This is a genomic window from Levilactobacillus suantsaii, assembly GCF_004115745.1.
Taxonomy (GTDB): domain Bacteria; phylum Bacillota; class Bacilli; order Lactobacillales; family Lactobacillaceae; genus Levilactobacillus; species Levilactobacillus suantsaii.
This window is the reverse complement of sequence record NZ_QXIL01000007.1, coordinates 77,986-99,663: the sequence shown is the minus strand read 5'-3', so window position 1 is coordinate 99,663 and position 21,678 is coordinate 77,986. Positions and strand designations below refer to the sequence as shown.

The window sequence follows — 21,678 nt, the reverse complement described above, 5'->3', positions numbered from 1 at the left end:
GGTGGGTGCCTCGTTGTTTTTGATTAATCGAAGACCATTTGATTACGGTAGAGTTCCGCATAAAAGCCATTTTCGGCCAATAACGTCTCGTGGTTCCCCTGCTCGATGATCTCCCCGTGCCGGAGCACGACAATCTTGTCGGCATTGAGAATCGTTTTCAGCCGGTGGGCGATCACGAAGCTGGTCCGACCCTGGATGACGTTATCCATGGCGGCCTGGATGCGGGCTTCGGTGACCGTGTCAACGTTCGACGTGGCTTCGTCCAGAATCAAGAGCCGCGGGTTGGTCAGAATCGTTCTGGCAATCGACATCAGTTGTTTTTGCCCCGCCGAGAAGACGCTCTGTTCGTCGGACACGATGGTGTCGTAGCCGTCCGGTAAACTGACGATGAAGTCATGAATGTTGGCCTGTTTGGCGGCGTCCACCACCCGGTCCATCCCCGCTGCCGGATCCCCGTAGCGGATGTTGTCCGCGATGGTGCCAGTAAAGAGTTGCGGCTCTTGCAGGACAATCCCTACGTTTGAGCGCAAAGAATTCAAGTCGAACCGCTGGATACTGGTGCCGTCGATGGTAATCTCGCCGGAATCAACGTCGTAGAAACGGTTCAACAGGTTCATGACGGTGGTTTTCCCCGACCCCGTAGGCCCGACCAACGCCACCATTTCGCCGCGGTGGACGTTGATGGTGATGCCATGCAGGATTTCCTTACCCGGGTCGTAACTGAAGTGCACATCGTTTAGCTGTAACCCAGCTTGAATCGGCGGCATGACCTGCCCGTCAGCGGGATTGACCTCGTCGGGCTGGTTACGGACTTCGTCGACCCGCCGTGCCCCGGTAATCGCCAGTTGAATCATGCTGTAGAGACTGGTCAACGACATGATGGGTTGGTAATACTGCTGCGCATAGTTCACGAACACGACAACGAGCGCCAAAGCGGCCCCGGTCGACATGCTGCCGTTCAAGGCGTACCAGGAGCCAAAGAAGATGACGATGGCCACGTTCAACAGGGACATCCCCTGCATCAACGGGTTCAAAATCCCCGACCAAATCTGCCCGCGTAAGGCGGAGTGGCGGACTTTATCGTTATAGCCCGTAAAACCTTTGTACGAATCGGCTTGCAGACCGTTGGTGATCAAGACCTTTTGGCCGGTGACTTGTTCGTTGATGTAGCCGTTTAATTCCCCGATATCGTCTTGTTGCTGGTTCACGGCCACCCCGGCCTTGTGCATCACGATGCCCGCGACAATCAAGGCCAACGGCGTGGTCGCCATGGTAATCCAGGCCATGGTGGCACTCTGGTTGAACATGACGATCAACAGCCCCACAAATTGGGCCACGGCCAGAAATATTTCCAGTAAGGCTTGGTTCATGGCGTTAAAAATATTATCCAAATCCGAGGTGAACCGCGCCAAGATATCGCCATCTCGGTGGGTATCGAAGTACTTGATGCGCAAGCGCTGAAGCTTACGGAACAAGCCGACCCGCATGGTCCCGGTGGAGTACGCGGTGACCCGTGCCAAAATCAAACTGGCTAAAAACAGCGAGCTGGCGTCGCCGACATACAGGAGAATGTAGGTCACCAGCGTGTGGTTGAACGGCGTCAAACTGGCCTGCGCGTGGGTGCTGGCTTGGCCCCACTGTTGGAGGTAGGTGGTCAGCTCTTCGACCGCCCGGCCCAAATAGGTCGGCGCCACCACGATGCACCAAGTGGAAAAGATAATCAGCAGACTGCTGACGATAAAGCCGCGCCAGTAGCGTTTTAAATAGTGCCAGTAATACTTACCGGCGTTTTTCAGATCACTCATTAGTTGGCCCCTCCTCTCGCGCTTTTTGGGTCCGGTAGATGGTCTGGTACACCTCATTATTGCGGACCAGGTCTTGGTGGGTCCCGGTCCCCGAGACTCGCCCATTATCCAGCACTAAGATCTGGTCGGCATGCAGCACCGAGGAGATTTTTTCGGCAATCACGATGGTAGTTGTTGCTTTCAAGTCCCGGTCCAAGGCTTCCTGGACCAATTTTTCGGAGCGTGCATCCAAGGCGGACGTCGCGTCGTCTAAAATCAGGACCTTCGGGTTGGCCATCACACCTCGGGTAATGGCGAGGCGTTGTTGCTGGCCCCCAGAAAAGTTTTGTGACCGCTCCTCGACCGGGGCGTCGTAGGTCTGTGGCAAGCGCTCGATGAACTCGGACGCTTGGGCGATGTTAGCCGCCCACTGCATGTGCCCGGTGCTGGCGTCCGGCTGAACTTGCCGCAGGTTCCCGGAAATGGTCCCCGAAAACAGCGTCGACCGTTGTAAGACGTAGGCCACCGTGCGCCGCAGTGATTTTTCGGGCAACTGGCGGACGTCGACACCGCCAACTTTGACCACCCCACTGTCCGGGTCATATAACCGGGCAATCAGTTGCGCCAAAGTCGTTTTCCCGGAGCCGGTCGCCCCCACGATGCCGAGCATTTGCCCCGCCTTCAAGGTGAAACTGACGTCCTTTAGCGTCGGCCGGTCGTCGCCGGGATAAGTAAAGCTGACATGGTCGAACTCGATATCGCCCCCGACTGGTTCGGCGGAACCATCGACGTAGGTCATGCTAGGCTTGGTCTCTAAGACTTCGCTGATTCGGCCCAACGAGATAATGGCCCGAGAGGCAAACGTCATTAAAAAGCCACCATTGATTACGGCAAAGAGGATCTGCATCAAATAAGAAATAAAACTGGTGATGGCCGCCAGGTAACCAGGGTGTGTGCTGATGTTTTGCCCCACGATGTAGACCGCCACGCCGACCGCCAAGTTAGCCGTCAGGAAGAAAGCCGGCATCAAAATGGCGAACCAGTAGCCAATCTTAGCCGTCACACCAGTCAGTGCATCGGAACGTTGGGAAAACTTGTTGATTTCGGCGCCTTCTTGGACGAATGATTTGACCACCCGAATCCCCATTAGGTTTTCACGGGCAACTGTGTTAACGCTTTCAATATCTTGTTGGGTCTGGCCGAAGTACACGGTCATGCGTTTGACCGCTAACCCGGAAACCATCAGGATAATGACCATCATGGCCAAAATGACCCACCATTGCTGCGGCATGGTCACCAGTGCTAAGATCAGCGCCCCGATAAACAGAAGCGGAATCCGCGTGATTTGCTGGAAACCAGCCATAACAATCTGTTGGACCTGGTTGATGTCGTTAGTCATCCGCACCACCAAGTTAGACGCGGAGAAATGTTCGACATCCGCGTAGGCAAAGGATTGCACGTGCCGGTAGACGTCGGCCCGTAAGTCGGTGGCCACCCCCAGCGCAATCCGCGCTGAATAAACGGTGTTGATGATTCCGCCAATGATCCCGATGACGGCCAGACCTAATAGGAAGAGTCCCTGTTGCAGGATCGTGTTCTGGTCGTTTTTAATGATGGCTTCCATGACCACCTGTAACAGCCGCGGCTGCCACAGGGTGGCAAAGACCAGGGCCACTAACGACACCATGGCACCCCACACATCGCGGTGGTAGCGTCGAAAGTAGGGCATTAAAGTTTTCATTCCTGAGTTCCTCCTTCGAACCGGAAACGGGGCTTCCGGTCACAATTTCGGACCGTTGCGCTGGTGAAAGCCCCCAATTTTCCACTCGCGACAACGCCCGTTTGCACAGATTATACACGATATTGCACCCTTTAACACGGTAAAACGTTCACCAGCACAAGTTGGTGAGGAGTTAGTTGTTGGACGGACGGGTTAATTGTGAGTAGACAAAAGGCCCATCACGGCTAGACGAAATGGTCTAGGGGTGATGAGCCTGAAATGTTACTGGCCACTTAAATCAGCCGGTTTATTTATAGAAAGTATCCCAATATTTATTGTGGTGACCAGTTTTTTGCCAGACTTTAACCTTTTTATTGTGCTTGGACAGGGTAAAAGTATAGTGTTTTGTCGTTGTATCGTTCCAGGCATGCCCCCAAACCTGATACTTGTTTTTAGTCACTTTCTTGTAGTGTAATCCCTTATCAATCCCAAAATTGGCCGTATTAGTGGTTATCTTTTTATGCTTATTGTAGATTAAATCATACATCCAGGCCACATGCTTTTTAACCCGGATTTGGTAACGGTGATAGCCTTTTGGTTGCTTCATTTTATGATATTTAGTGTACCAAGTTCCGCGTAAGACCTTGGGTGTACCCTTTTTCATACTCGAAGCAGAAGCCGTCGTGGTCAACCCACCAACGAGTAACACCCCTGTTACTCCCGCCAAGATTAGTTTGCCAATCTTCATATGTATTTCCTCCAAACCTTTAAGATGGTTTAATTTTACTCCTGTTTAGCTGAAATGGATATAGCCTCAAATAATGGGATATTAGACTCAGCAGATTATTAACGACGTCAGCAGAATCCTGCTAATCGTGCGTGGATAATGCCCAACGAGCAAAACGCCCCACAATTGTTAGATTCAACAATCGTAGAGCGCCTTAGAAACTATCAACTCATTTCAAACTACTTAATTTTTCCCTAGTCGTGTTTCCGCTTCAAACCAACGATACCACCACTCAAAACTAATAACAGCCACCCTAACCAGCACCCTAACCAGCTCTTCTTGGGTTGTGAATTAGTCTGTGGTAGCAGCCCCGATTTAACAGCCACCTTCCTTGAACCATTGACTGCAGATCGTTGTAGCACTGACTTAGTGATTTTATTTTCTGAGCCACCAATCGTTGCTTGTTGCAACGACGCTTTCGTTAGTTGCGCTGGCTCGCTGCCTTTGTACTTCAACGACGACGACGGTGCTACCCTCGCTACTTGTGGTCCATTAGTAGACTGGACGGCCGCACCCGTTATAACCGCTGTAATCTTCCCAGTTTGTGGGGCTAAGTCGTCCGTGGCAATTTGATCACCGTTATTGTTTGCTGCTGGTTGTTCGGGAGTTGGGACCGGGACTGGCTTCGGCGTCGCCACATTGACCGTATAAACGTACACGACATTTTGATTAGTTGCAGTGTACGTTCCGGAGGTATTCGCGGGAACCCGATCGAGTTGATACCCCGTAAAGGTCCGCGCCATCGTGGCATAGGGTTGCCCCACGGTTCCCGTCAGAATCTGGCTGGCTAACTCTTGCCCCGTCGTCGTTTGATAGTGGACGGTAACGGTACCCGTAGTGGATGGCGTTTCTGGAGTCACCGGCGGATTCGGTTGACCTGGCTTCACTGGGACTACGGGTTTCTGGTCGGCTTTATAGATAATATTAATATCCGGACTATATTCAACAAACTTCCCGCTCAACGTTTGCGCTGTAGGCGTACTTCCTTCAACCCGGTCATATGTATACCCTTTAAGTTCGGGAATCGTCGTGGTCCAAGTGGTCCCAGCGGCCCCAGTTTTCACCACATCATCCTGAATAGTCGTCCCTTGTTCGTCAACGAAGTGAATCCGCTGGCCCAGGGTAAAAACTAAGGCGACGTTTTGGCTGTCTGTGCCATAAGTTCCCATAGACTCTTTAGTGACAGTAGATAGGTCAAGACTACTCTTTCGGGGGTATTCATAAATAAATCCCCGCCGGTTCAGCTCACTGATGGTCGCCTGAACCGTTGCCGGATTCAAAACATCAAACTGACTGTTCACCGCGCCACTTAAAATCTGGAATGGGGCGATATTCACTCCATCATCAAGCTTAAAGTTCACCGTTACCGAACCCATATCATCTCGCAAGGTGTAAGGAATTTCAATCGTGCCATTGAATGTCAAGCCATTTGGAGCTGCTAGCTGTTGCTGTTCATAACTGTCGCCTCTCGCAACATGCCAGTTGAGGTTTAAAGACCCACCGGTCAAATCATACCACGTAATCCAACGACTATTTCCAATTGTGTTGTAGCGGCCATCTGAGTGGCTAAGATCGTTCGCTGGTTGAGTGTCTCGTTTGGGATAACCGTCCATAACTTCATTAAAATTGGTCAAATTATCATACGCGAAAGACCAGGTCGATAGCGTTTTTGTGGTAGGATTTAGAATTGCCTGATCCAAAACCAAAGTCTGATTACCGGCTGAAATCACATAGTAGGGATCTGGACCAAAAAACGGTTGCCAGCTCAGGCTCAAGACCGGTGTTATATCATAAATATGGTTGTAGCCCAAATTCATATTCTTCGGAATAGCCGTAATTCCTTTCAAAGCAGAAATGTCCGTAATGTCATTCTTGCTCAGAGAAATAACTTGCAAATTGACCAACTTGGTTAACGCCGAAATATCGCTAATTTTATTAGCATCAAAATTAATAGTGGTCAGATTCGTTAAATTAGCGATTCCTGATAAATCATTGATTTGATTATGGCTCAAACTAAGATTTGTTAATGCCTTAAGGTTGGCAAAATCCTTTGTATTTTTAATTTTATTGCGATCAAAGTTCACAAACGTGAGATTCGACAACGCTTGTATGTCTGAAATATTTTGCAGATTTCCACTAGCTCTTCCCCATCCAGTATGTGTATCCGGTGTAATAACTAACCGGGTTAAATTAGTAGCGTATTTCAAGCCGGCCAGCGATTGCACCCCATTAACAGCATTATAAAAGTTTTGATCCTTTTTCTGTTTATTGCTACCCGTCTTATCGTCAACGTCGAGCTTCGTCAACTTTTTGAGCATATCCTGCGTAATATCCGTTGGAGTTGTCACAGCTAGCTTCTGCTGCTGTAATGCATAAAGCACCAATTGCTGGAGATTCTTATCGGGTAATAACTCATCAATGCCAAGTTTTAACGTAGTATCCTGAATTTTCTGAATTTGCTCCCCAGACTTTGGTGTTATAAGCAATCTTTTATCATTCTTAGCGGTTTTAGACGTTCGTGATATAGCACTACTACCCACTGTATGTACTGATTGTACCGACCGAACAAGTGGGGTAGCGACAGGCTTAATCTGCTCCATTTTATACCCATTAGCTGGCATCGTCGGCAGTGATTTTCGTCTGACTAACGATTCAGTCGGGACTGAGGTCTTACTTATCTTTTGGGGTGATTTTCCCAAATTAGGCGTTATTTCTTGCCCTTTTTTTAGTTTATTCGGGACAGTTGATTTCACCCTTGCAGTAGTTTCTACTTTATCAGGTGTCGGATTCGTGGCTCTACTAGCCTTAGAGGTGCTCGTTGAACTTACTGGTTCACCTGTACTCGTCTGTTCCATTGAATCCACAGACGATTGCTTTGCTATTTTTTTCTTTAAAATCTCATTATTAGGAGAATTATATTCAGACTGTGTTATTTCAATCTGGGTACCCTCAGTTATATCCCCTGTGTCTGCATGCGCTATCTTATCAGTCGTCCCTATAGCTCCTAACGTTAAGGCCACCACGCTTAACCACCGAGTTGATGCTATAAATTTTTTCCTTTTAGTTATCTCCATTGGTATCTCCTTATATTATAACCATAAAGCAAAAAATTAACATTTAATATGCTTAATCACAGTTGCTAGCACTACTGTACTATCGTAACGCATAATAAGCAATATATTAAAACATTTAACGAGAACGTAATTCCTATTTAAAGAGCAATCGCTTAGATATGAACTCTTTAAGTGAGCCTTCCAAAGAAAATCATCCCAATCTTTCAATTACACATATTTCAAAATACGGCCATAATCATATTCTACATCAGTAATTCAACATAGAAGTGACCAATTATAAATCTGATTTTATAGTCACTAAAAATAGGGCCGTGTACGGCTGGCCCCATCAAGTGATACACCTTGAACTTAGTTTAAATCTCTTTCATTTTATCAAGCTACACTCCTAAGGCGCCCAATAAAGAAAGGTCGCCTGGTCCCGGACACGTCCTAACTCGATTCGTTTCGGTTTCTTGGCGCCCATATTCTTCGCCATCAGCTAGCCCTCTGGGACCACCGTCATCAACCCCATGCCAAAGGCTTTCTCACGACCTAAGCCTCGAGTTAAAGTTTGCTGGAACTGGGCCAAATCTGTAATTTTCAAAAAGCCTTCAAAGCTGACCCGACTCAGGCGAGCTCCCGAGTGCGCTTTACGCTGTAGCTGCGGCCAATCACGATTCACCACATCAAATGCCAAATTAGCCTCATCTTGGTCGCGCATGATTAGTTGAAAGCCGTGCTTTTCGGCCCGGTCAGCCAACCACTTGCGTTGTTGCATCACCGTGATATGGGGTAAGACCCGTCCTTGGCGCTGGCCAGGCTTAGTTACTTTATGCGTTGGATTGGCTGTCAGTCGGAATTGCAAAACTTGACCCGGTTGTAATTGTTGCAAAAAGTCATCGTACGACTTAATTTCAACGGTTCCTAAAACCCCATAGCGTTCCAATTTTGCCTTGTCCGGTGCCGCTTCACTCACCAGTAATAGGTACTCTTTCCCCGCTAACCGGTCCAATCGCCAAAGGTGGCGTGGTCGTTTACCAGCTGCCACTTCCCGAGGAAAACTCTGTTCAACCCAGTTGTGGTAGGCCCCCAGATGCGTTAAATCTCTGATTTTATAGCGGTTCTGCCGATCAACTTCCACTCGTGATAGGTACATAAGTGTGCCCCTTCCCTCTATAAGTATGCCAATGGATTTTGCTGTGTTTCGCCACTCATTCGTTGCTGATATGGGTTGTCAAAGTGCAGTTGCTTTGCAGCAACTGCACGAAAACCATGCTGCCGATGCCGTTGGTCAAACGACACCATCCGATCTTTAACCATAACTCGCGTCTGATCTGGTAACAAAGCTGCATCCGCCACTAAGTCAACTGCAACCTGCGCCGTTTGTTTCCGATACCAAATTTGTCGTTGGTACCAAGCCGCCGCTTGCCAAGGTAAGATTTCACTTAAAACCGTAATTGGCGATGCATCCGCAAACGTTTGAACCTGTAACGGCCCCGCCGGTACGTTCGCCCGCCGTCCTAGAAATGGCTGGAATTTAGGATGGCGCAGTGCCTCAACTAATTGCTCAATCAATGCATCGTCATTGCTCCCTAACGCCACCACAAACAAAGCATCCTGTAAGTAATCCCGGTAAGTAATTTTACGCGTATTGGGCTTCCACTCTACCGTTTGATAATCCATCAAAGCGACACCCACTTGGTCGATTCTCACCGCAAAGTCCAAGTCATTCAGCCTAACTGTTCGCTGATCCTTTCGCCGGTAACCTAAGGCTGCGGCTAATAGGCCAACAATGGCACTTTTCGACGGATAGTCACCAGTCGTCCGCCGCAAAAACGAGGCCGGATTTCCATAAGATTGTAACGGGGCCGTCAGCTTAATCGTTAGTGTCTGCATGTTGCACCGCCTTGGTGAGCGTTTCGGTAACCTGATTTAAAAGTTCCGCCACGTTTGCGACCGGTTGTCCCACTTGTGAGATCGGGTGACCTAACACCAGATTGATTACTGGATGTTCAACAAAGTCCAACGCTTTTCGGTACTCGGTTTCTAATTTTTCAATCGACTTTGCTACATATCCAGCCTTAGAGACCACCGGTTCTTCAAAGGCCGACACCAAGTTGACTGGCGTATCCGTCCGTACCGTGAGCATGACATAGCTCGGCGTCGTCTTGTTGGCAAACGTATTTTGCTTTCCCGTAGGCATTGAGAGCAAGAAACTCTTGATAAAGGTGGTCACACCATGAATGGCATCCGCGGCGCCTAAGTTGCGACTTAATTCGGTTAAATTAATGTTGGCGTAACGGTACAAAGTTGCCGAGTTGAATTCGATGGTTCCCAGCATAGCCGCACCATTGGTATCGTCCGTTTTCTGATCATCCAAGGCTGTGTAGTAATCAAATTCTGGGACGACCTCGTGCGTGGAAATGGCATGGGCCACCTGCGCCGATGCATCGACGTTCAATTCAGGCGCATCGGCGACCATCCGACCAAAGAGGGCTAAATCAAGTGAATGGTCACCCTGCAAGACCTTCTTCAATTCCTTTTTGTCGAAATCGGTATTGTTTAAGGCATATTGGGCTAATTTTTCAATTTGACCTGGACTCACTAATAGCAGGGCCCCCGTTTCGGCCGTCTTCTTGTCGATTTTAATTCCGGCTGTCGCAAAAACCTCCGTTGCTTTAGCCAAGGCCGCATCCGCATCCAAACTCGGGTCCAATTCGGAGAGTTTCGTTGCTAATAATTGAACCCCCTTCTTGGTCCGCGTTCCCGTGCTTTCTCCTGCCGTTCTAAAGGCTGACCGGGTCGCTCGTTTCCAGCTCTGTGACGAGACGCGGGAGCGAGTGACGCCACCATACAAAGCGGTTTTAGGTGATCCCGTATCATCCCGGTTGATATTTGAAGATGGTACCGTCTGAATAACGCTCAAGTCTACGTATAAGTTTTTCATTAGTTTTTCTTCCCTTCAGATTTAGTGGTCGCTACTGGTCGAAAATAAGCTTGGCCCCACCGTAAACGGACGCGGTTGGCCTGGTCGTACCCGGCTTGAAGACTATGGAAATCTTGGGCCAACTGCGCATAATCGATTTTCTGTGCCCAATTATTAGCTTTCAACATGCCTACAAGGTGGGTAATCCCGGTAATAATACTGTTAACGTTGGTCGTTCCTAAAAGCTGTTGCACCCGCCGGTCAAGCGCAACTCTGGTATCGTCATCCTGACGTAATTCTGCCAAAGCCACAAACAAAGATTTTCCTTTGAGCTCTTTATTTGAATCAAACGCCGACCCATAAACTAACTGATCTTTACTTTGCTGATGAATCGCATACAGTCGCATCGCGGTATAGATCGCCGTTTCTGCTCGTGTTGGTTGTCCCGTCTTGCTGAGCATTTGGGGCGTCAAATACATCATCATCACGGGCCAAGCCGCCTGTGCTCGCGGACCCACCAAGGTCGCCGAGTCCCTGATACTTGCCAAAACACCTTTGTTCAGATTGCCATGATTATAGAGTTCGCCAATGATATTGGCTGTTATTTTTTCAACTTCATACGTCGCCATTTAGCTTCACGCCTCCTCTAACTCAGATGTACTTTTACATTATGTTGTAACCAATTTTTAGCGGTGAAAATATTATCTGGTCCCTTTTCCCCCGCAAGTCCCGTAATATCACGCGAAGAACTCGATTGCATAACGTCCGTGGCCGCCGTGAACACAGTCTTTCTCAGCGTTTCTTTCCACTCGTTGACCTTTACGCTACGTTCATCGTGATTACTTAATCCCGCTAACCATGCTTTGAACGGCGCATTCAAGCGGTCATAAAACCCGACACTCAGTTTGTTTGCAAATGCGGTCGCATCTAAGTTACGAATTCGACCAACATTGGCCAAGAACCGATAATAATCTTTACCGATGGTTTGCGTCATCAAGATGACATCTTCAATTTGCTCTGGCCAGTATCCTATATCCGACTTAGTATCAAACAAGACGTTTGCTTTAATCCGCATATCGTCAACGATTTCGGCTGCTGGCGCTTGCGACGTGACGTTTCCGTCGCTAACCAACCCCACCGACATCAGCGCCAATTGCTTGTCATCCGGAATCATGTTCTGGTCCTTTAAATCCCGCAACCACACCACGATTCCGGGTTCATGCGTGGCAGCACTTTCGTTGACCTTGACGTACTGCCCAAAATTACGCCACATGGCGATGCTTAACGACCGGAGTCCCTTCACCGCCGGTCGGTCGGCATGCGTTTTTTTATCGTGGCGCCAAGTCGTCATCGGTTCGATAAACGCATTATCGGCTTCAAAAATAGGTAACCCTGCACTGAAAATGGTGGGATGATCATCCGGCGTCCATTCAATATGCAAAATTCGTGACCAAGTTGTATATAATTCGGCTAAATTATTCGGTTGAACCTGTTGCTTCCGCCGGGCAACGTGGGCCGCGATTGATTCTTCCCAAACCGGAAGTTGTGGGGCGTACGGGTCTTGTTTCCCCGTTAAAACCAAGTTCAACATCAAGGTTTCAAACAAACTTTCTCCGTTAGCAAAAACCGGGCTCAATCGGTAGACCCACCCCGCCGAATTAGCAAATTTCTCAGTCGTTTCAATCTTGGTTTTATCGGTCACTCCCGTAAAGTTCTGGTAGGTGACCAACCAACGAGTTAATTCGGCCAGGGTCAACGTATTCTTAGCATCGCCCGCTTTGGGTGCAAAAATGGCGGGTGTACTACCACTTTCAGAAACTTGCCGATTAATCTGTTTGATAGCAACTTGCCCGTTTCCCGTGGCCACCCGCTTCTTAGTAGGAACCAAAGCATCGTAATCAGTCGTCGTTGCCTGGTAAAAAGGCCGCTCCCCAAATAAATCAAACCGGTCCGCTTGTTGCTGTAAGTACTTAGTCACTGCCGTTGAAAATGCTCCGGCTCGGTAGAGGTCACGCCAAGTTTTCAGTAACCCCCGTTGAATCGTCTTGCGACTAAACTCGGCTTCTGCCTGGTAACCAGCTTGTTCAATAGCCACAGCCCAATCGTAGGCGTTTCCCGCCATATCAACCCGTGAATAAACCGTGGTCAAAATTGCCAGCAGTAACCGGAAAACCGCTAAATCCTGTGCCTGCATATCTCCGGCCAGTCGTTGGTAATCCGGAGCATTTTCAAATAACTCTATCAGCGAAACCATTTTCTCGTGGTCCGCTTGATCAATCACTTTGAGCCATGGTTCGGTCGTTAAATTGAAGCTTTTTTCACCCATAATCCTCCCCCTTTATGTAACGCAATCCTGTCGTAGTTGCGTAGGACAAATGCCAGTTTCCCAAATCCGTTTCTAACGTTTCATTGAGCGGCAACGCTAGCGCTCCTCGTAACCACACACTTTCACGCCATGCTGCATAATGCCGACTCGTCCGTTTTTCCAAATCTGCAATAGTTTGGTCTAATTGATACACCGGTGTTACGGCAGCGGGTAAGCGAATAACCTGTTGTGCAATTTCCCAATCAGGTGCCTGGCTCAAGGGACGGCCATCGAGTAAAACATCCCCCTTGGCAGTCTGTTGAATCAGGATGACTTCCAAGGTTTCTTGGATATCCCGTACCGCAGCACTCGCCTTTTGATCGTCATTAGCCACCTCTTCTTGTGGCCGTTCCAGCCACCCTAAGATGGTCGCATCAGCATCCAAATCTGGTTCGTCAATTTGAAACGCCTGGGCCTTCCTTTGTTCTTGACATCGATGCCGGTTAAAATTTTCCAACGCCTTTTCGATTCCTGGTATCTCAACCGGAGCGGCTTCATCATAAACAGCCTGAACTAGCGGTGAGATATCCGCCGGCAACTTCAAGGTGTCATTTAGGAAATAATCCGTACGAAGCAACAGATACTTTTCGTAAATGGCTTCGTTAGCCGCTCCATACTGACCCGTTGTTTGACTCCCCATGACGTAAAGCTGTGGTGTCTGGAGCGCTTGTGGCCGTTTGATTTGATGCCGATGCAACCGCCCCGCCCGTTGTAACAGTAAATCCATGGGGGCGATATCGGTATACAAAACATCAAAATCAATGTCTAGCGACTGCTCTAGGACCTGGGTGCCAATCACAATCAACTTAGCCGGTCGCTTGCCCTGTTTGCCGATGACCGCTTGTAACCGTTGCTCCTGTTTTTCACGGTCCGGCGCTAAGAAAGCGGAATGGAGAATCAGGACCTCTTCAGCAGCTGGAACCAAATCAGCTAACGCCTGCGCTCGTTTGACGGTGTTAACGATGAGTCCGGCGACCCCACCACCACTCAACCGTTTCAACACATGCGCCATCAAGTCATTATCTTCGAGCGTTAATCGTTGGACTTTAACGTCCTGCCGGGGACCCGCCTCAGCAAATTGAGTGACTTGCCGAACTTGCTTGCCGTCTAAAAGACTCAGTAACGGGTAAGCTTGGGTCGCTTCCCACCCCGACGGCCCCGTTAATTGCTTCGTGCCATACTTTCCCTTGGCGTACGCCTGAAGTAACGCGTTACGTTTCACCTTCGGTAGCGTTGCCGAAAGTACCACGATGGGCACGTGGTACGCACCCAACCACTCAATCGCTTGATACAAATACTGATTCATATAGGCATCGTAAGCGTGTACTTCATCGATGATGACAACTTTGTTACTCAGGCCCAAATGCCGCAAAAAGAGGTGCTTTTGTTTTAACCCCATCAAGAGCAGATGATCAATCGTTCCAACTGTAAAGTCCGCTAAAATCTATTTTTTCCCCGAAAACCAGCCGTTCACCATAACGGATTCAACCTGCTCAGTTTCAGCATTTGAGTGTCCTTGATTCACGTTAGTCGCGCGCGGCAAATGCCGGTATAACTCATTGAATTCCGCTTTTCCGTGTAACAATTTGATTTGTAACTTTTCACCTTGGCGGTCGGCCAACTGGGCTAACCAGGTATTTACCCGGGCAAACATAGCATTCGTCGTTGCCTGCGTAGGCAATCCCATGAAGAGCCCATCTCGCTGCGTTTTATAAGCCAATTCTTCCGTGGCGACCAGCGCTAACTCCGTCTTTCCCAGCCCCATAGGCGCTTCTACAATCATCATGCCAGGATCAAGTGTCTGACTGATTGCTTCTGTCATCACCTTCTGGACCGAATTTTGTTGAAACCCCCACCGGGCTTGATAAGGGTCAGAACTTGTTTTAACAGCTTGGGGCGCCCACTTATCTTCACGCCGCCAAGCTAAAATCGCCTGTTGAAACCGGGCCGTCATATCGACATCTTGCCATGTGTCTGCTACCCCAATTAACGGGAACAGCGGCATTTGGGTGTCATCATCTAAGAATTCACTTGAGGCTAGCCAGTCTGTCATAATCAACAAGCCTTCCAAAATCACGGCCTGCGGTTGTCCCACTGACGGAATTTCCGCGACATGCTGATAACCAGACAACGACAACCCGTAGTGAAACAACTCCAACTGCACTTGTTGCCAAGGCGCTTGCAGCGCGGCATTCTGATCACTTTGCCAGTAGTTCGCGGTGTAGGTCCGTAATTGTTTTCGCGGACGACGGTCGGCCGGCCTCCCATGATGCCCACCGATGATAGCCCCGATGGCAACTGGGACCCCAAAGCTTTCTAAAATGGCTTCCCCGGCAAGCGCGTGGGGTGATTTGCGGGCCAAGGCCACATCATCTAACCCTTGAAAGCCGTTGAAGGTCAACTGGTCGCGTAACTCGTGATCCAGTTCCTGGTCGCCATTGTAAGCCGGCTTTAATTGAAACGCCGCAGTGGCCTTCCCCAAGTCATGCATAAATCCTAAAAACTTCACTAATTTCTGCAAATCTTCCGCCGACAAGGATTGACACAATAGCTGCCGTTGACCTTCGGCTAACCAGTGATTCATTAACCAGTTAATGACGTTCTGGGCATCCACTAAATGAGTGATCAATGGCAACCATAAGTGATGACCATCCACCGATCGCTTTTTTGCCCAGAGAGCGCTACTTTGAGCCGATAACGCCATGATTCAATCACCTCCCCCTAGTAAGTTCCGCTAATTGTGGCTAACTTTTTCAAACTCTTTTTCGAGGTGCCGTCACTTCGATTCCTACTTTGAGCTATCACTTTACTTTGATTCTGCAACCACCCCCTTTCGGTTAGCCATTTGGGGAATATAAAACTACTTTATTCTGATTAACTGTGTCTTTACCCCAAAAGTACCTGGATTATTATCCATAGCAGCAATCCACCTATCATAATCAAAAACAGCCCACCACACATGTCTTTCCTCCAAAATAAATTTTAAATCACCCCCCACATGCGTGGGGAACACATCTTCGCTATGTTTCGGATTCGGGTAGAGTGGGAATCACCCCCACATGCGTGGGGAACACACTAAAGAATCCCTGTCAGACCGGCGTTTTAAATTTTGCAAAGAGCTATTTTTTATTAGTTCGTCCTTTGTTCCCCAAATTATAACTTCATCGCTCACCCAACAGGTGCTTAACGCAAAAAAGACACGGTTGATTTTCAATCCGTGCGTTACCCAAATACCAGTTAATCAATTTCCAGAACCAGCCCCACTCGTTTCTTAGCCAACGCCTCCTTGCTTTCTTGTCACTCATTTTCCCATAAAACGCTCGCGTCACATTTTCAACAGCACTTCCCACCCCCGCTTCCCCACTAGCGGCTATGCTAGCCTCGTCTTATTTAAACAGACGACTTTTAGCCAAAGGAAGCGAACGAACATGACAAAAATGATTGCCGGACAGGCCTTGGTCAAAGTGCTCGAAGACTGGGGCATCACCCACATCTATGGGATTCCCGGTGGCACCATTAACCACGTGATTGAGGGCCTCTACCAAGAACAGGACCGCCTGCAGTATATCCAGGTCCGCCACGAAGAAGTCGGCGCTTTAGCCGCCGTGGCCGACGCGAAATTCACTGGTCACATCAGTGCGGCCTTCGGGTCAGCCGGTCCCGGCGCCATCCACCTGCTTAATGGCCTGTATGACGCTAAAATGGATCACATCCCCGTGTTGGCCCTGGTCGGCCAGGTCGACCAAGCACAGATGAACACCAACTTCTTCCAGGAAATGGACGAACTACCAATGTTCAACGACGTGGCCGTTTATAACCACCAAGTCACCACGGCCGCCCAGATTCCTTACGTCATCAACCAGGCGATTCGAGCCGCGTACCAGTTCCAAGGTCCCGCCGTGGTCATCTTACCGGACGACCTCTCCGCTACGGAAATCGAGTACACGCCGACCAAGACGCCAACCGTTGTGGCCGCGAATACCACCCAGATCATTGACCCGCAGGCGATTCAGACCAGTCTCGACCTGTTGAAGGCCGCCAAGCACCCCCTGATTTACGCTGGCCGCGGACTGATGGGCGCCCGCGACGAACTGGTTCAGTTCAGTGAGCAGTTCAATCTACCGGTCGTCAACACAGTCCCGGCGACCGGAATCTTACCGACCCGCCACGCTAACGCCATCGGCACCACCGGCCGTTTAGGCTCCAAACCGGGGTTCGAAGCCGTGCAAAACGCTGATTTGATTCTCTTCTTGGGGTCCGAATTTCCGTTTGCTGGCGGGTGGCCGAAGACCCTGAAAATCATCCAGGTCAACAACAACGCCTTTGACATCGGCAAAACGGTCCCGATTGACGAGGCTGTTATCGGGGACGCCAAGACCTACTTGCGCGCGATGATTGCGACTAAGGAAACCCTGCCAGAAACGGCCTGGTTACGTTTAAACCGGCAAAACAAGCAAAACTGGGAAAACTGGCTGGCGGAACGTGCCGACGATGAGACCAACGGCTTAGCCCCCGAGGCCGTCATGCAACAGGTCGCATCAATGGTCGGCCCCAACGATTTGTTTGGCGTCGACACCGGCAACGTGTCCGAGTGGGCCGTACGCGGCTTACCACTCAACCAGAACCAGCGTTTCGCTATCTCCGGGCTGTACGCCACCATGGGCTTCGGGTTGCCCGCGGGGATCGCCGGGGCGTTGAGTCGGCCCGATGCGCAATCCTGGACCTTTTCCGGGGACGGCGGGTTTGCGATGGGCGTTCAAGACCTGATCACCGCCGTCAAATACAAGCTCCCAACCATCAACGTGGTCTTCACCAACACGCGACTGGGGGTCATTTACGAAGAACAGCTTGAAAACCAGCAGCATCTCTTTGGTGTAGAACTTGCCGACGCCGATTGGGCCAAAGTCGCCGAGGCCATGGGCGCCATCGGCTTTACCGTCAGGACCAAAGCGGAAGTCGCCCAGGTCTTCGACCAGATTGAAACACTGCAGGACCAGGGCAACCAGAAACCCATCGTGGTCAATGCCATCATCAACCGCGAAGACCCGATTCGCACCGGTAACGTCCCGCTAGACCCGGCCAAAAACGATGCCGCTACGATCGCCGCTTACGCCAAGGCCTCCCACCTCGACGTCACGGCCCAACCTTCGTTAGGTGAACTCTTAGCGGCCCACGACGACCATTAAGTCTAACCTGGTCAGCAACTGTTAGCGAAATAGCGGACCTTCACCCGTTGGTGGCAGGTCCGCTATCTTCGTTTTTTTCCTCAAGGAGGTGGGTCCCGTGGCGCAATTGGCATTTACGGCCGACCCGCAAATCCAGCACCACCGCTGGTTGATCCTGGTGGCCGTTTGTTTGTTTTCGTTTATGTCTACGCTAGACGCCAGCATCGTCAATATCGCTTTACCCGTAATGGAGCGCTCATTGCACATCCCCATGAACCAGGTCGAGTGGGTCGTGTCCATCTACCTGCTGGTGACCTGCGCGTTTCTCCTATTGTTCGGTAAAATGAGTGACAGTTACGGGAAGATTCGAATTTTCAAATGGGGCGCGGGGCTGTTCACGCTGGGGTCGTTTCTTTGCGGCGTCAACCTGGGCCTGTCCTTTCTGCTGTTTTCCCGGGTCACCCAAGGAATTGGCGCGGCCATGACCATGAGCACCAATAGCGGGATCATCACGGAAATCTTTCCCAAGACCGAACGCGGCCGCGCGTTGGGTACGATTGGTTCCTTTGTGTCTTTGGGGAGCATCGCCGGCCCCGGCATCGGCGGCCTGATTCTCGCCAACTACTCCTGGGGCTATATCTTCTGGATGAACGTCCCGATTGGCATCATTGCCTTGATGTATGGTCACTTCATTTTACCCCACGATGTCACCTTCAGCGACGACGCCATCGATTGGTTAGGTGCGGGCCTCTTTTTCATCACCATCGCGACCACTTTTGGCGGCATTTTCGGCGGCCAAGCGATCGGGTTCACCCAACCCATTATTCTTTGGGGCTTGGCTTTGGGGCCCTGCTTTTTCTTGAGCTTCCTACTCACGGAGTACCGGTGCCCCCACCCGTTGGTCGCTTTGCGCTTGTTCGCCAACGCGCAGTTCTCCGTTAGCTTGTTGTCGGCCTTTCTGGTCTTCGTGGCCAACCTGTTCTTTTCGGTCATTATGCCCTTTTTCTTGGAAAATACGCGCCATCTTCCGGCTAACGTCGCGGGCTACCTGTTCATGACCTTCCCTTTGGTCCAAGTCGTTATTGCCCCGTTGTCCGGGTTAGTGACCGACCACGTGGGACCAGAACTGATTACCGTGATTGGCTTAGCTTTGATCAGTCTCAGCCAGTTGGGCTACCTGAACACGACGGTCGGCTTGCCGTTTGCTTTCCTGGTGCTCTTCATTGCGACCGGTGGCCTGGGCAACGGCATCTTTCAAGCGCCCAATAACACCATCGTGATGAGTGCCATCCCCGTGACCGAGTTAGGCATCGCCGGCAGTCTCAGCGCGTTGGTCCGAGAACTCGGCATGGTCATTGGTATCGCGACCGCCACCACGGTCCTCTTCTCGTCGATGAGTCATCAAGCAGGGCACCTGGTCTCAACGTACCCGTTTGGCCATCCCGACTTATTTATTCATGCGTTGCATACCGCCTTCACGTTGGCTTTAGTCCTGTGCTTGCTTGCCACGGGCTTATCGATTTACCGGTGGATGGTGACCCCACGAAATGCATCAGTGAAATAGAACCATGTTCCACGTGAAACATCATTTTTCAATCAAGTAAAAGTGCAGTAGAAAATAACTCTTCCACTGCACTTTTTTAGACCCCCACATGCGTGGGGAATACCCGGAGTTGACCAAAGGCCAGTTAAAACGCATGGAATCACCCCCACATGCGTGGGGAATACAAAAGAGCCGGATCGCTGATCTGGCGGGAAATAGAATCACCCCCACATGCGTGGGGAATACCCTATTTCTTTTTAGGCAAGCAATGTTCTTTGAGAATCACCCCCACATGCGTGGGGAATACACTAAGGAAATCCCGTCAAACCGGCGTTTTGATTTTCGCCCGAGACCGTTTTTTATTAGTTCGGGTTTTGTTCCCCTAGTATACCCTATCAATAATGACCTGACGTGAAATCCAAATTCACTGGTCAGAATCCAAATTTATCCTAGCCAGAACTGACTTCCACCCCATTTGTGGTACCATTGACCTTTAGTGACGCTAAATTGAAAACCTAGGAGTTTAACATGAACGAAATCTTAAAAGCACAGTTTTTCGTCGACGACTTATCCGCCGACCAGAAGCATATGATCACCAAAATCAACGATTACATTGCTCAAGGCCTGACCCGCAAACCATCTTCGGTCGCCATCATCGAAGGCGCCGCCGGAACCGGGAAATCCGTCGTTTTGATAGAACTGGTTCGGCAGTACATGACCGACCCGCAGTACCGGACCGCGCTGGTGGTCAACCACCCCGAGTTATACAAGGCCTACCGCGACATGGGGAAGGCCATTCCCCATTTGAACGTCCAATCGATTCGACGGCCAACCGCGTTGATCAACGATGCTCAAAAACACGATAAGCAGTACGACATCATCTTTGTCGACGAAGCCCATTTGCTATACTCCAAGTCGGAACCCTACGCCCATTACCGCGGGCAAAACCAACTGACCGATTTGATGAACCTGGCCAAAGTCGTGGTTGTCGTTTACGATTTCGACCAGGTCTTCCAATCCAAGATGTACTGGGACAAGGATCTCTTGATGAAGACCATCGGCCAGCACCCGCACCAACTCTTCTCCATGAACTTCCAATACCGGATGGTCGCCAGCAACGAGCAAGTCGCCTGGATGGACGACTTGACGGCTCAAAAACCGCTGCGGCCTTTCCCGACCAACAGTAAGTTCGAGTTCAAAGTCTACGACAAGGCCGGCGACCTTTTTGAAACCATCAAACGCCGCAACAAGGAATACGGTATGAGCCGGGTCGTCGCGACTTCCGGTTTTCCGCGCATCGACGGTCGGCACAACGTAGAAATGGACACCTTCAACCTCCCCTGGGACGAATGGGACCCGCAACGTACCCCGTGGGCCAAGCGGGAAGGTTCCATCACCCAGGTCGGTACGATCTACACGCTGCAAGGGTTTGACTTAAATTACGTGGGCATGATCATCGGCCCGTCCTTCGGCTACGACGCCAAAACCGACAGCATGACCGTGATCCCCGAAAAGTACTCGCATAAAGAGGTCTTCAAGAAGCGCAAGGACCGCAAATTCACCCGTGCGGAGTACCAGGCCTTCATCGCGAACGTCTTAAACGTGCTCATCAAGCGTGGCAAGTATGGCCTGTACTTGACAGCGTACGATGATGCGTTACGGCAACGCCTGTTAGAACTGGCGCAACAAAACTAACTCGTCAATCTAAAAAAATCTCGGTCACCACAGCCGTAGTGGGATGACCGAGATTTTTTGAATTTTATGCCCGTGATGGTTTGACTACAGTTGCTTATACAATAAGAAACAAGTCAGGGCTGCCGAAGCCGGGTCATTTTCGTCTAAGTGAATTTTTCGTTGCGCAAGCACGTTGAACTGCCGCTTAAAATAAAAGGGGTAGTTACAATCCGAATCGGTATACAGATAAATCAACTCATGAGACGCATATTGTTCAAACGCGTGTAAGAGCCGGGAGCCAATATGGTGACCGGTCAGTGCGGGGTCGACCGCAAACAGTGTGATTTCCGCTGATGGGACTAACTCCCCAAACTCCAGATACATCTGTTGGTTGACTTGATCGTACTGCTTAGACTCACCGGCATAGCTGCCTAACGCAATGACGTGTCGTCCCAACGTTGTGTAGCATCGCTGGGTCCACTTGAGCTTCAGCCGAGGTGTGTTGGAGATACGCACAAACAAGAATCCCACTAAGGAGTTAGGGCTAAAAAATGACTTGCCGTTATTGGCAAGTCATTTCTTAGTCTGTGCTCAACCCCTGTTCGTCGCTGTGATAGCACCGATAGACTCATTTTCAAAGACGACCGACCAGTCAGTCGTG

15 protein-coding genes are annotated in these 21,678 nt (G+C 50.1%); 3 read left to right on the top strand and 12 right to left on the bottom strand.

Features of this window, described 5'->3' with window-relative positions:
• Positions 1–23 precede the first annotated feature (23 nt).
• From DXH47_RS05445 to DXH47_RS12015, 11 genes are all read right to left on the bottom strand, one after another.
• A complete protein-coding gene (locus DXH47_RS05445) occupies positions 24–1,805 on the bottom strand; it encodes an ABC transporter ATP-binding protein (RefSeq protein ID WP_129032314.1) in 1,782 nt (593 codons plus the stop codon).
• Positions 1,798–3,525: an ABC transporter ATP-binding protein gene (locus DXH47_RS05440; protein WP_129032312.1), complete on the bottom strand. Its 1,728-nt coding sequence runs from the start codon at positions 3,523–3,525 to the stop codon at positions 1,798–1,800. Before DXH47_RS05440 ends, DXH47_RS05445 begins: the two co-directional genes overlap by 8 nt.
• 286 nt (positions 3,526–3,811) lie before the next feature.
• Positions 3,812–4,252, bottom strand: a complete 441-nt coding sequence (locus DXH47_RS05435) for a hypothetical protein (protein WP_129032310.1) — start codon at positions 4,250–4,252, stop codon at positions 3,812–3,814.
• 233 nt (positions 4,253–4,485) lie between these two features.
• On the bottom strand, positions 4,486–7,365 hold the full coding sequence (locus DXH47_RS05430) for a MucBP domain-containing protein (protein ID WP_129032308.1): 2,880 nt from the start codon (positions 7,363–7,365) through the stop codon (positions 4,486–4,488).
• A 478-nt stretch (positions 7,366–7,843) separates the two neighbouring features.
• The gene (cas6e, locus tag DXH47_RS05425) at positions 7,844–8,500 is read right to left on the bottom strand and encodes a type I-E CRISPR-associated protein Cas6/Cse3/CasE (protein ID WP_129032306.1); all 657 of its coding nucleotides are present in this window, start codon (positions 8,498–8,500) and stop codon (positions 7,844–7,846) included.
• Positions 8,501–8,517: 17 nt separating this feature from the next.
• Positions 8,518–9,240: a type I-E CRISPR-associated protein Cas5/CasD gene (gene cas5e, locus DXH47_RS05420; protein ID WP_129032304.1), complete on the bottom strand. Its 723-nt coding sequence runs from the start codon at positions 9,238–9,240 to the stop codon at positions 8,518–8,520.
• Entirely contained in the window at positions 9,221–10,291 is a 1,071-nt protein-coding gene (gene cas7e / locus DXH47_RS05415) for a type I-E CRISPR-associated protein Cas7/Cse4/CasC (RefSeq protein ID WP_129032302.1), read from the bottom strand. Before cas7e ends, cas5e begins: the two co-directional genes overlap by 20 nt.
• Positions 10,291–10,899 carry a type I-E CRISPR-associated protein Cse2/CasB gene (gene casB / locus DXH47_RS05410; protein ID WP_129032300.1) on the bottom strand — a complete coding sequence of 203 codons (609 nt, stop codon included), beginning with the start codon at positions 10,897–10,899 and terminating at the stop codon, positions 10,291–10,293. The genes cas7e and casB overlap by 1 nt, the downstream gene beginning before the upstream one ends.
• Before the next feature lie 17 nt (positions 10,900–10,916).
• The gene (locus DXH47_RS05405) at positions 10,917–12,596 is read right to left on the bottom strand and encodes a type I-E CRISPR-associated protein Cse1/CasA (protein WP_129032298.1); all 1,680 of its coding nucleotides are present in this window, start codon (positions 12,594–12,596) and stop codon (positions 10,917–10,919) included.
• A complete protein-coding gene (gene cas3, locus DXH47_RS12020; protein ID WP_318531347.1) occupies positions 12,589–14,079 on the bottom strand; it encodes a CRISPR-associated helicase Cas3' in 1,491 nt (496 codons plus the stop codon). Before cas3 ends, DXH47_RS05405 begins: the two co-directional genes overlap by 8 nt.
• A complete protein-coding gene (locus DXH47_RS12015) occupies positions 14,080–15,339 on the bottom strand; it encodes a CRISPR-associated endonuclease Cas3'' (protein WP_318531345.1) in 1,260 nt (419 codons plus the stop codon).
• 724 nt (positions 15,340–16,063) lie between these two features.
• Here DXH47_RS12015 and DXH47_RS05395 point away from each other — a divergent pair.
• The 3 genes from DXH47_RS05395 (at position 16,064) to DXH47_RS05385 (ending at position 21,038) form a co-directional block, all read left to right on the top strand.
• Positions 16,064–17,821: a thiamine pyrophosphate-dependent enzyme gene (locus DXH47_RS05395; protein WP_129032296.1), complete on the top strand. Its 1,758-nt coding sequence runs from the start codon at positions 16,064–16,066 to the stop codon at positions 17,819–17,821.
• Positions 17,822–17,918: 97 nt separating this feature from the next.
• Entirely contained in the window at positions 17,919–19,364 is a 1,446-nt protein-coding gene (locus DXH47_RS05390) for an MFS transporter (RefSeq protein ID WP_170954959.1), read from the top strand.
• Between the two features lie 507 nt (positions 19,365–19,871).
• A complete protein-coding gene (locus DXH47_RS05385) occupies positions 19,872–21,038 on the top strand; it encodes a DUF2075 domain-containing protein (protein WP_129032294.1) in 1,167 nt (388 codons plus the stop codon).
• Positions 21,039–21,122: 84 nt separating this feature from the next.
• On the opposite strand, the gene DXH47_RS05380 is transcribed toward DXH47_RS05385, so the two are convergent.
• Positions 21,123–21,533 carry a GNAT family N-acetyltransferase gene (locus DXH47_RS05380; protein ID WP_129032292.1) on the bottom strand — a complete coding sequence of 137 codons (411 nt, stop codon included), beginning with the start codon at positions 21,531–21,533 and terminating at the stop codon, positions 21,123–21,125.
• Between the last annotated feature and the right edge of the window lie 145 nt (positions 21,534–21,678).

Excerpts from the sequence above, each read along its gene's own strand:
- DXH47_RS05385 (WP_129032294.1), top strand. The coding sequence starts at position 19,872 with ATGAACGAAATCTTAAAAGCACAGTTTTTCGTCGACGACTTATCCGCC.
- DXH47_RS12015 (WP_318531345.1), bottom strand. The coding sequence starts at position 15,339 with ATGGCGTTATCGGCTCAAAGTAGCGCTCTCTGGGCAAAAAAGCGATCG.
- casB (WP_129032300.1), bottom strand. The coding sequence starts at position 10,899 with ATGGCGACGTATGAAGTTGAAAAAATAACAGCCAATATCATTGGCGAA.
- DXH47_RS05445 (WP_129032314.1), bottom strand. The coding sequence starts at position 1,805 with ATGAGTGATCTGAAAAACGCCGGTAAGTATTACTGGCACTATTTAAAA.
- DXH47_RS05430 (WP_129032308.1), bottom strand. The coding sequence starts at position 7,365 with ATGGAGATAACTAAAAGGAAAAAATTTATAGCATCAACTCGGTGGTTA.
- DXH47_RS05435 (WP_129032310.1), bottom strand. The coding sequence starts at position 4,252 with ATGAAGATTGGCAAACTAATCTTGGCGGGAGTAACAGGGGTGTTACTC.
- cas7e (WP_129032302.1), bottom strand. The coding sequence starts at position 10,291 with ATGAAAAACTTATACGTAGACTTGAGCGTTATTCAGACGGTACCATCT.
- DXH47_RS05395 (WP_129032296.1), top strand. The coding sequence starts at position 16,064 with ATGACAAAAATGATTGCCGGACAGGCCTTGGTCAAAGTGCTCGAAGAC.
- DXH47_RS05405 (WP_129032298.1), bottom strand. The coding sequence starts at position 12,596 with ATGGGTGAAAAAAGCTTCAATTTAACGACCGAACCATGGCTCAAAGTG.
- DXH47_RS05440 (WP_129032312.1), bottom strand. The coding sequence starts at position 3,525 with ATGAAAACTTTAATGCCCTACTTTCGACGCTACCACCGCGATGTGTGG.
- cas5e (WP_129032304.1), bottom strand. The coding sequence starts at position 9,240 with ATGCAGACACTAACGATTAAGCTGACGGCCCCGTTACAATCTTATGGA.
- cas6e (WP_129032306.1), bottom strand. The coding sequence starts at position 8,500 with ATGTACCTATCACGAGTGGAAGTTGATCGGCAGAACCGCTATAAAATC.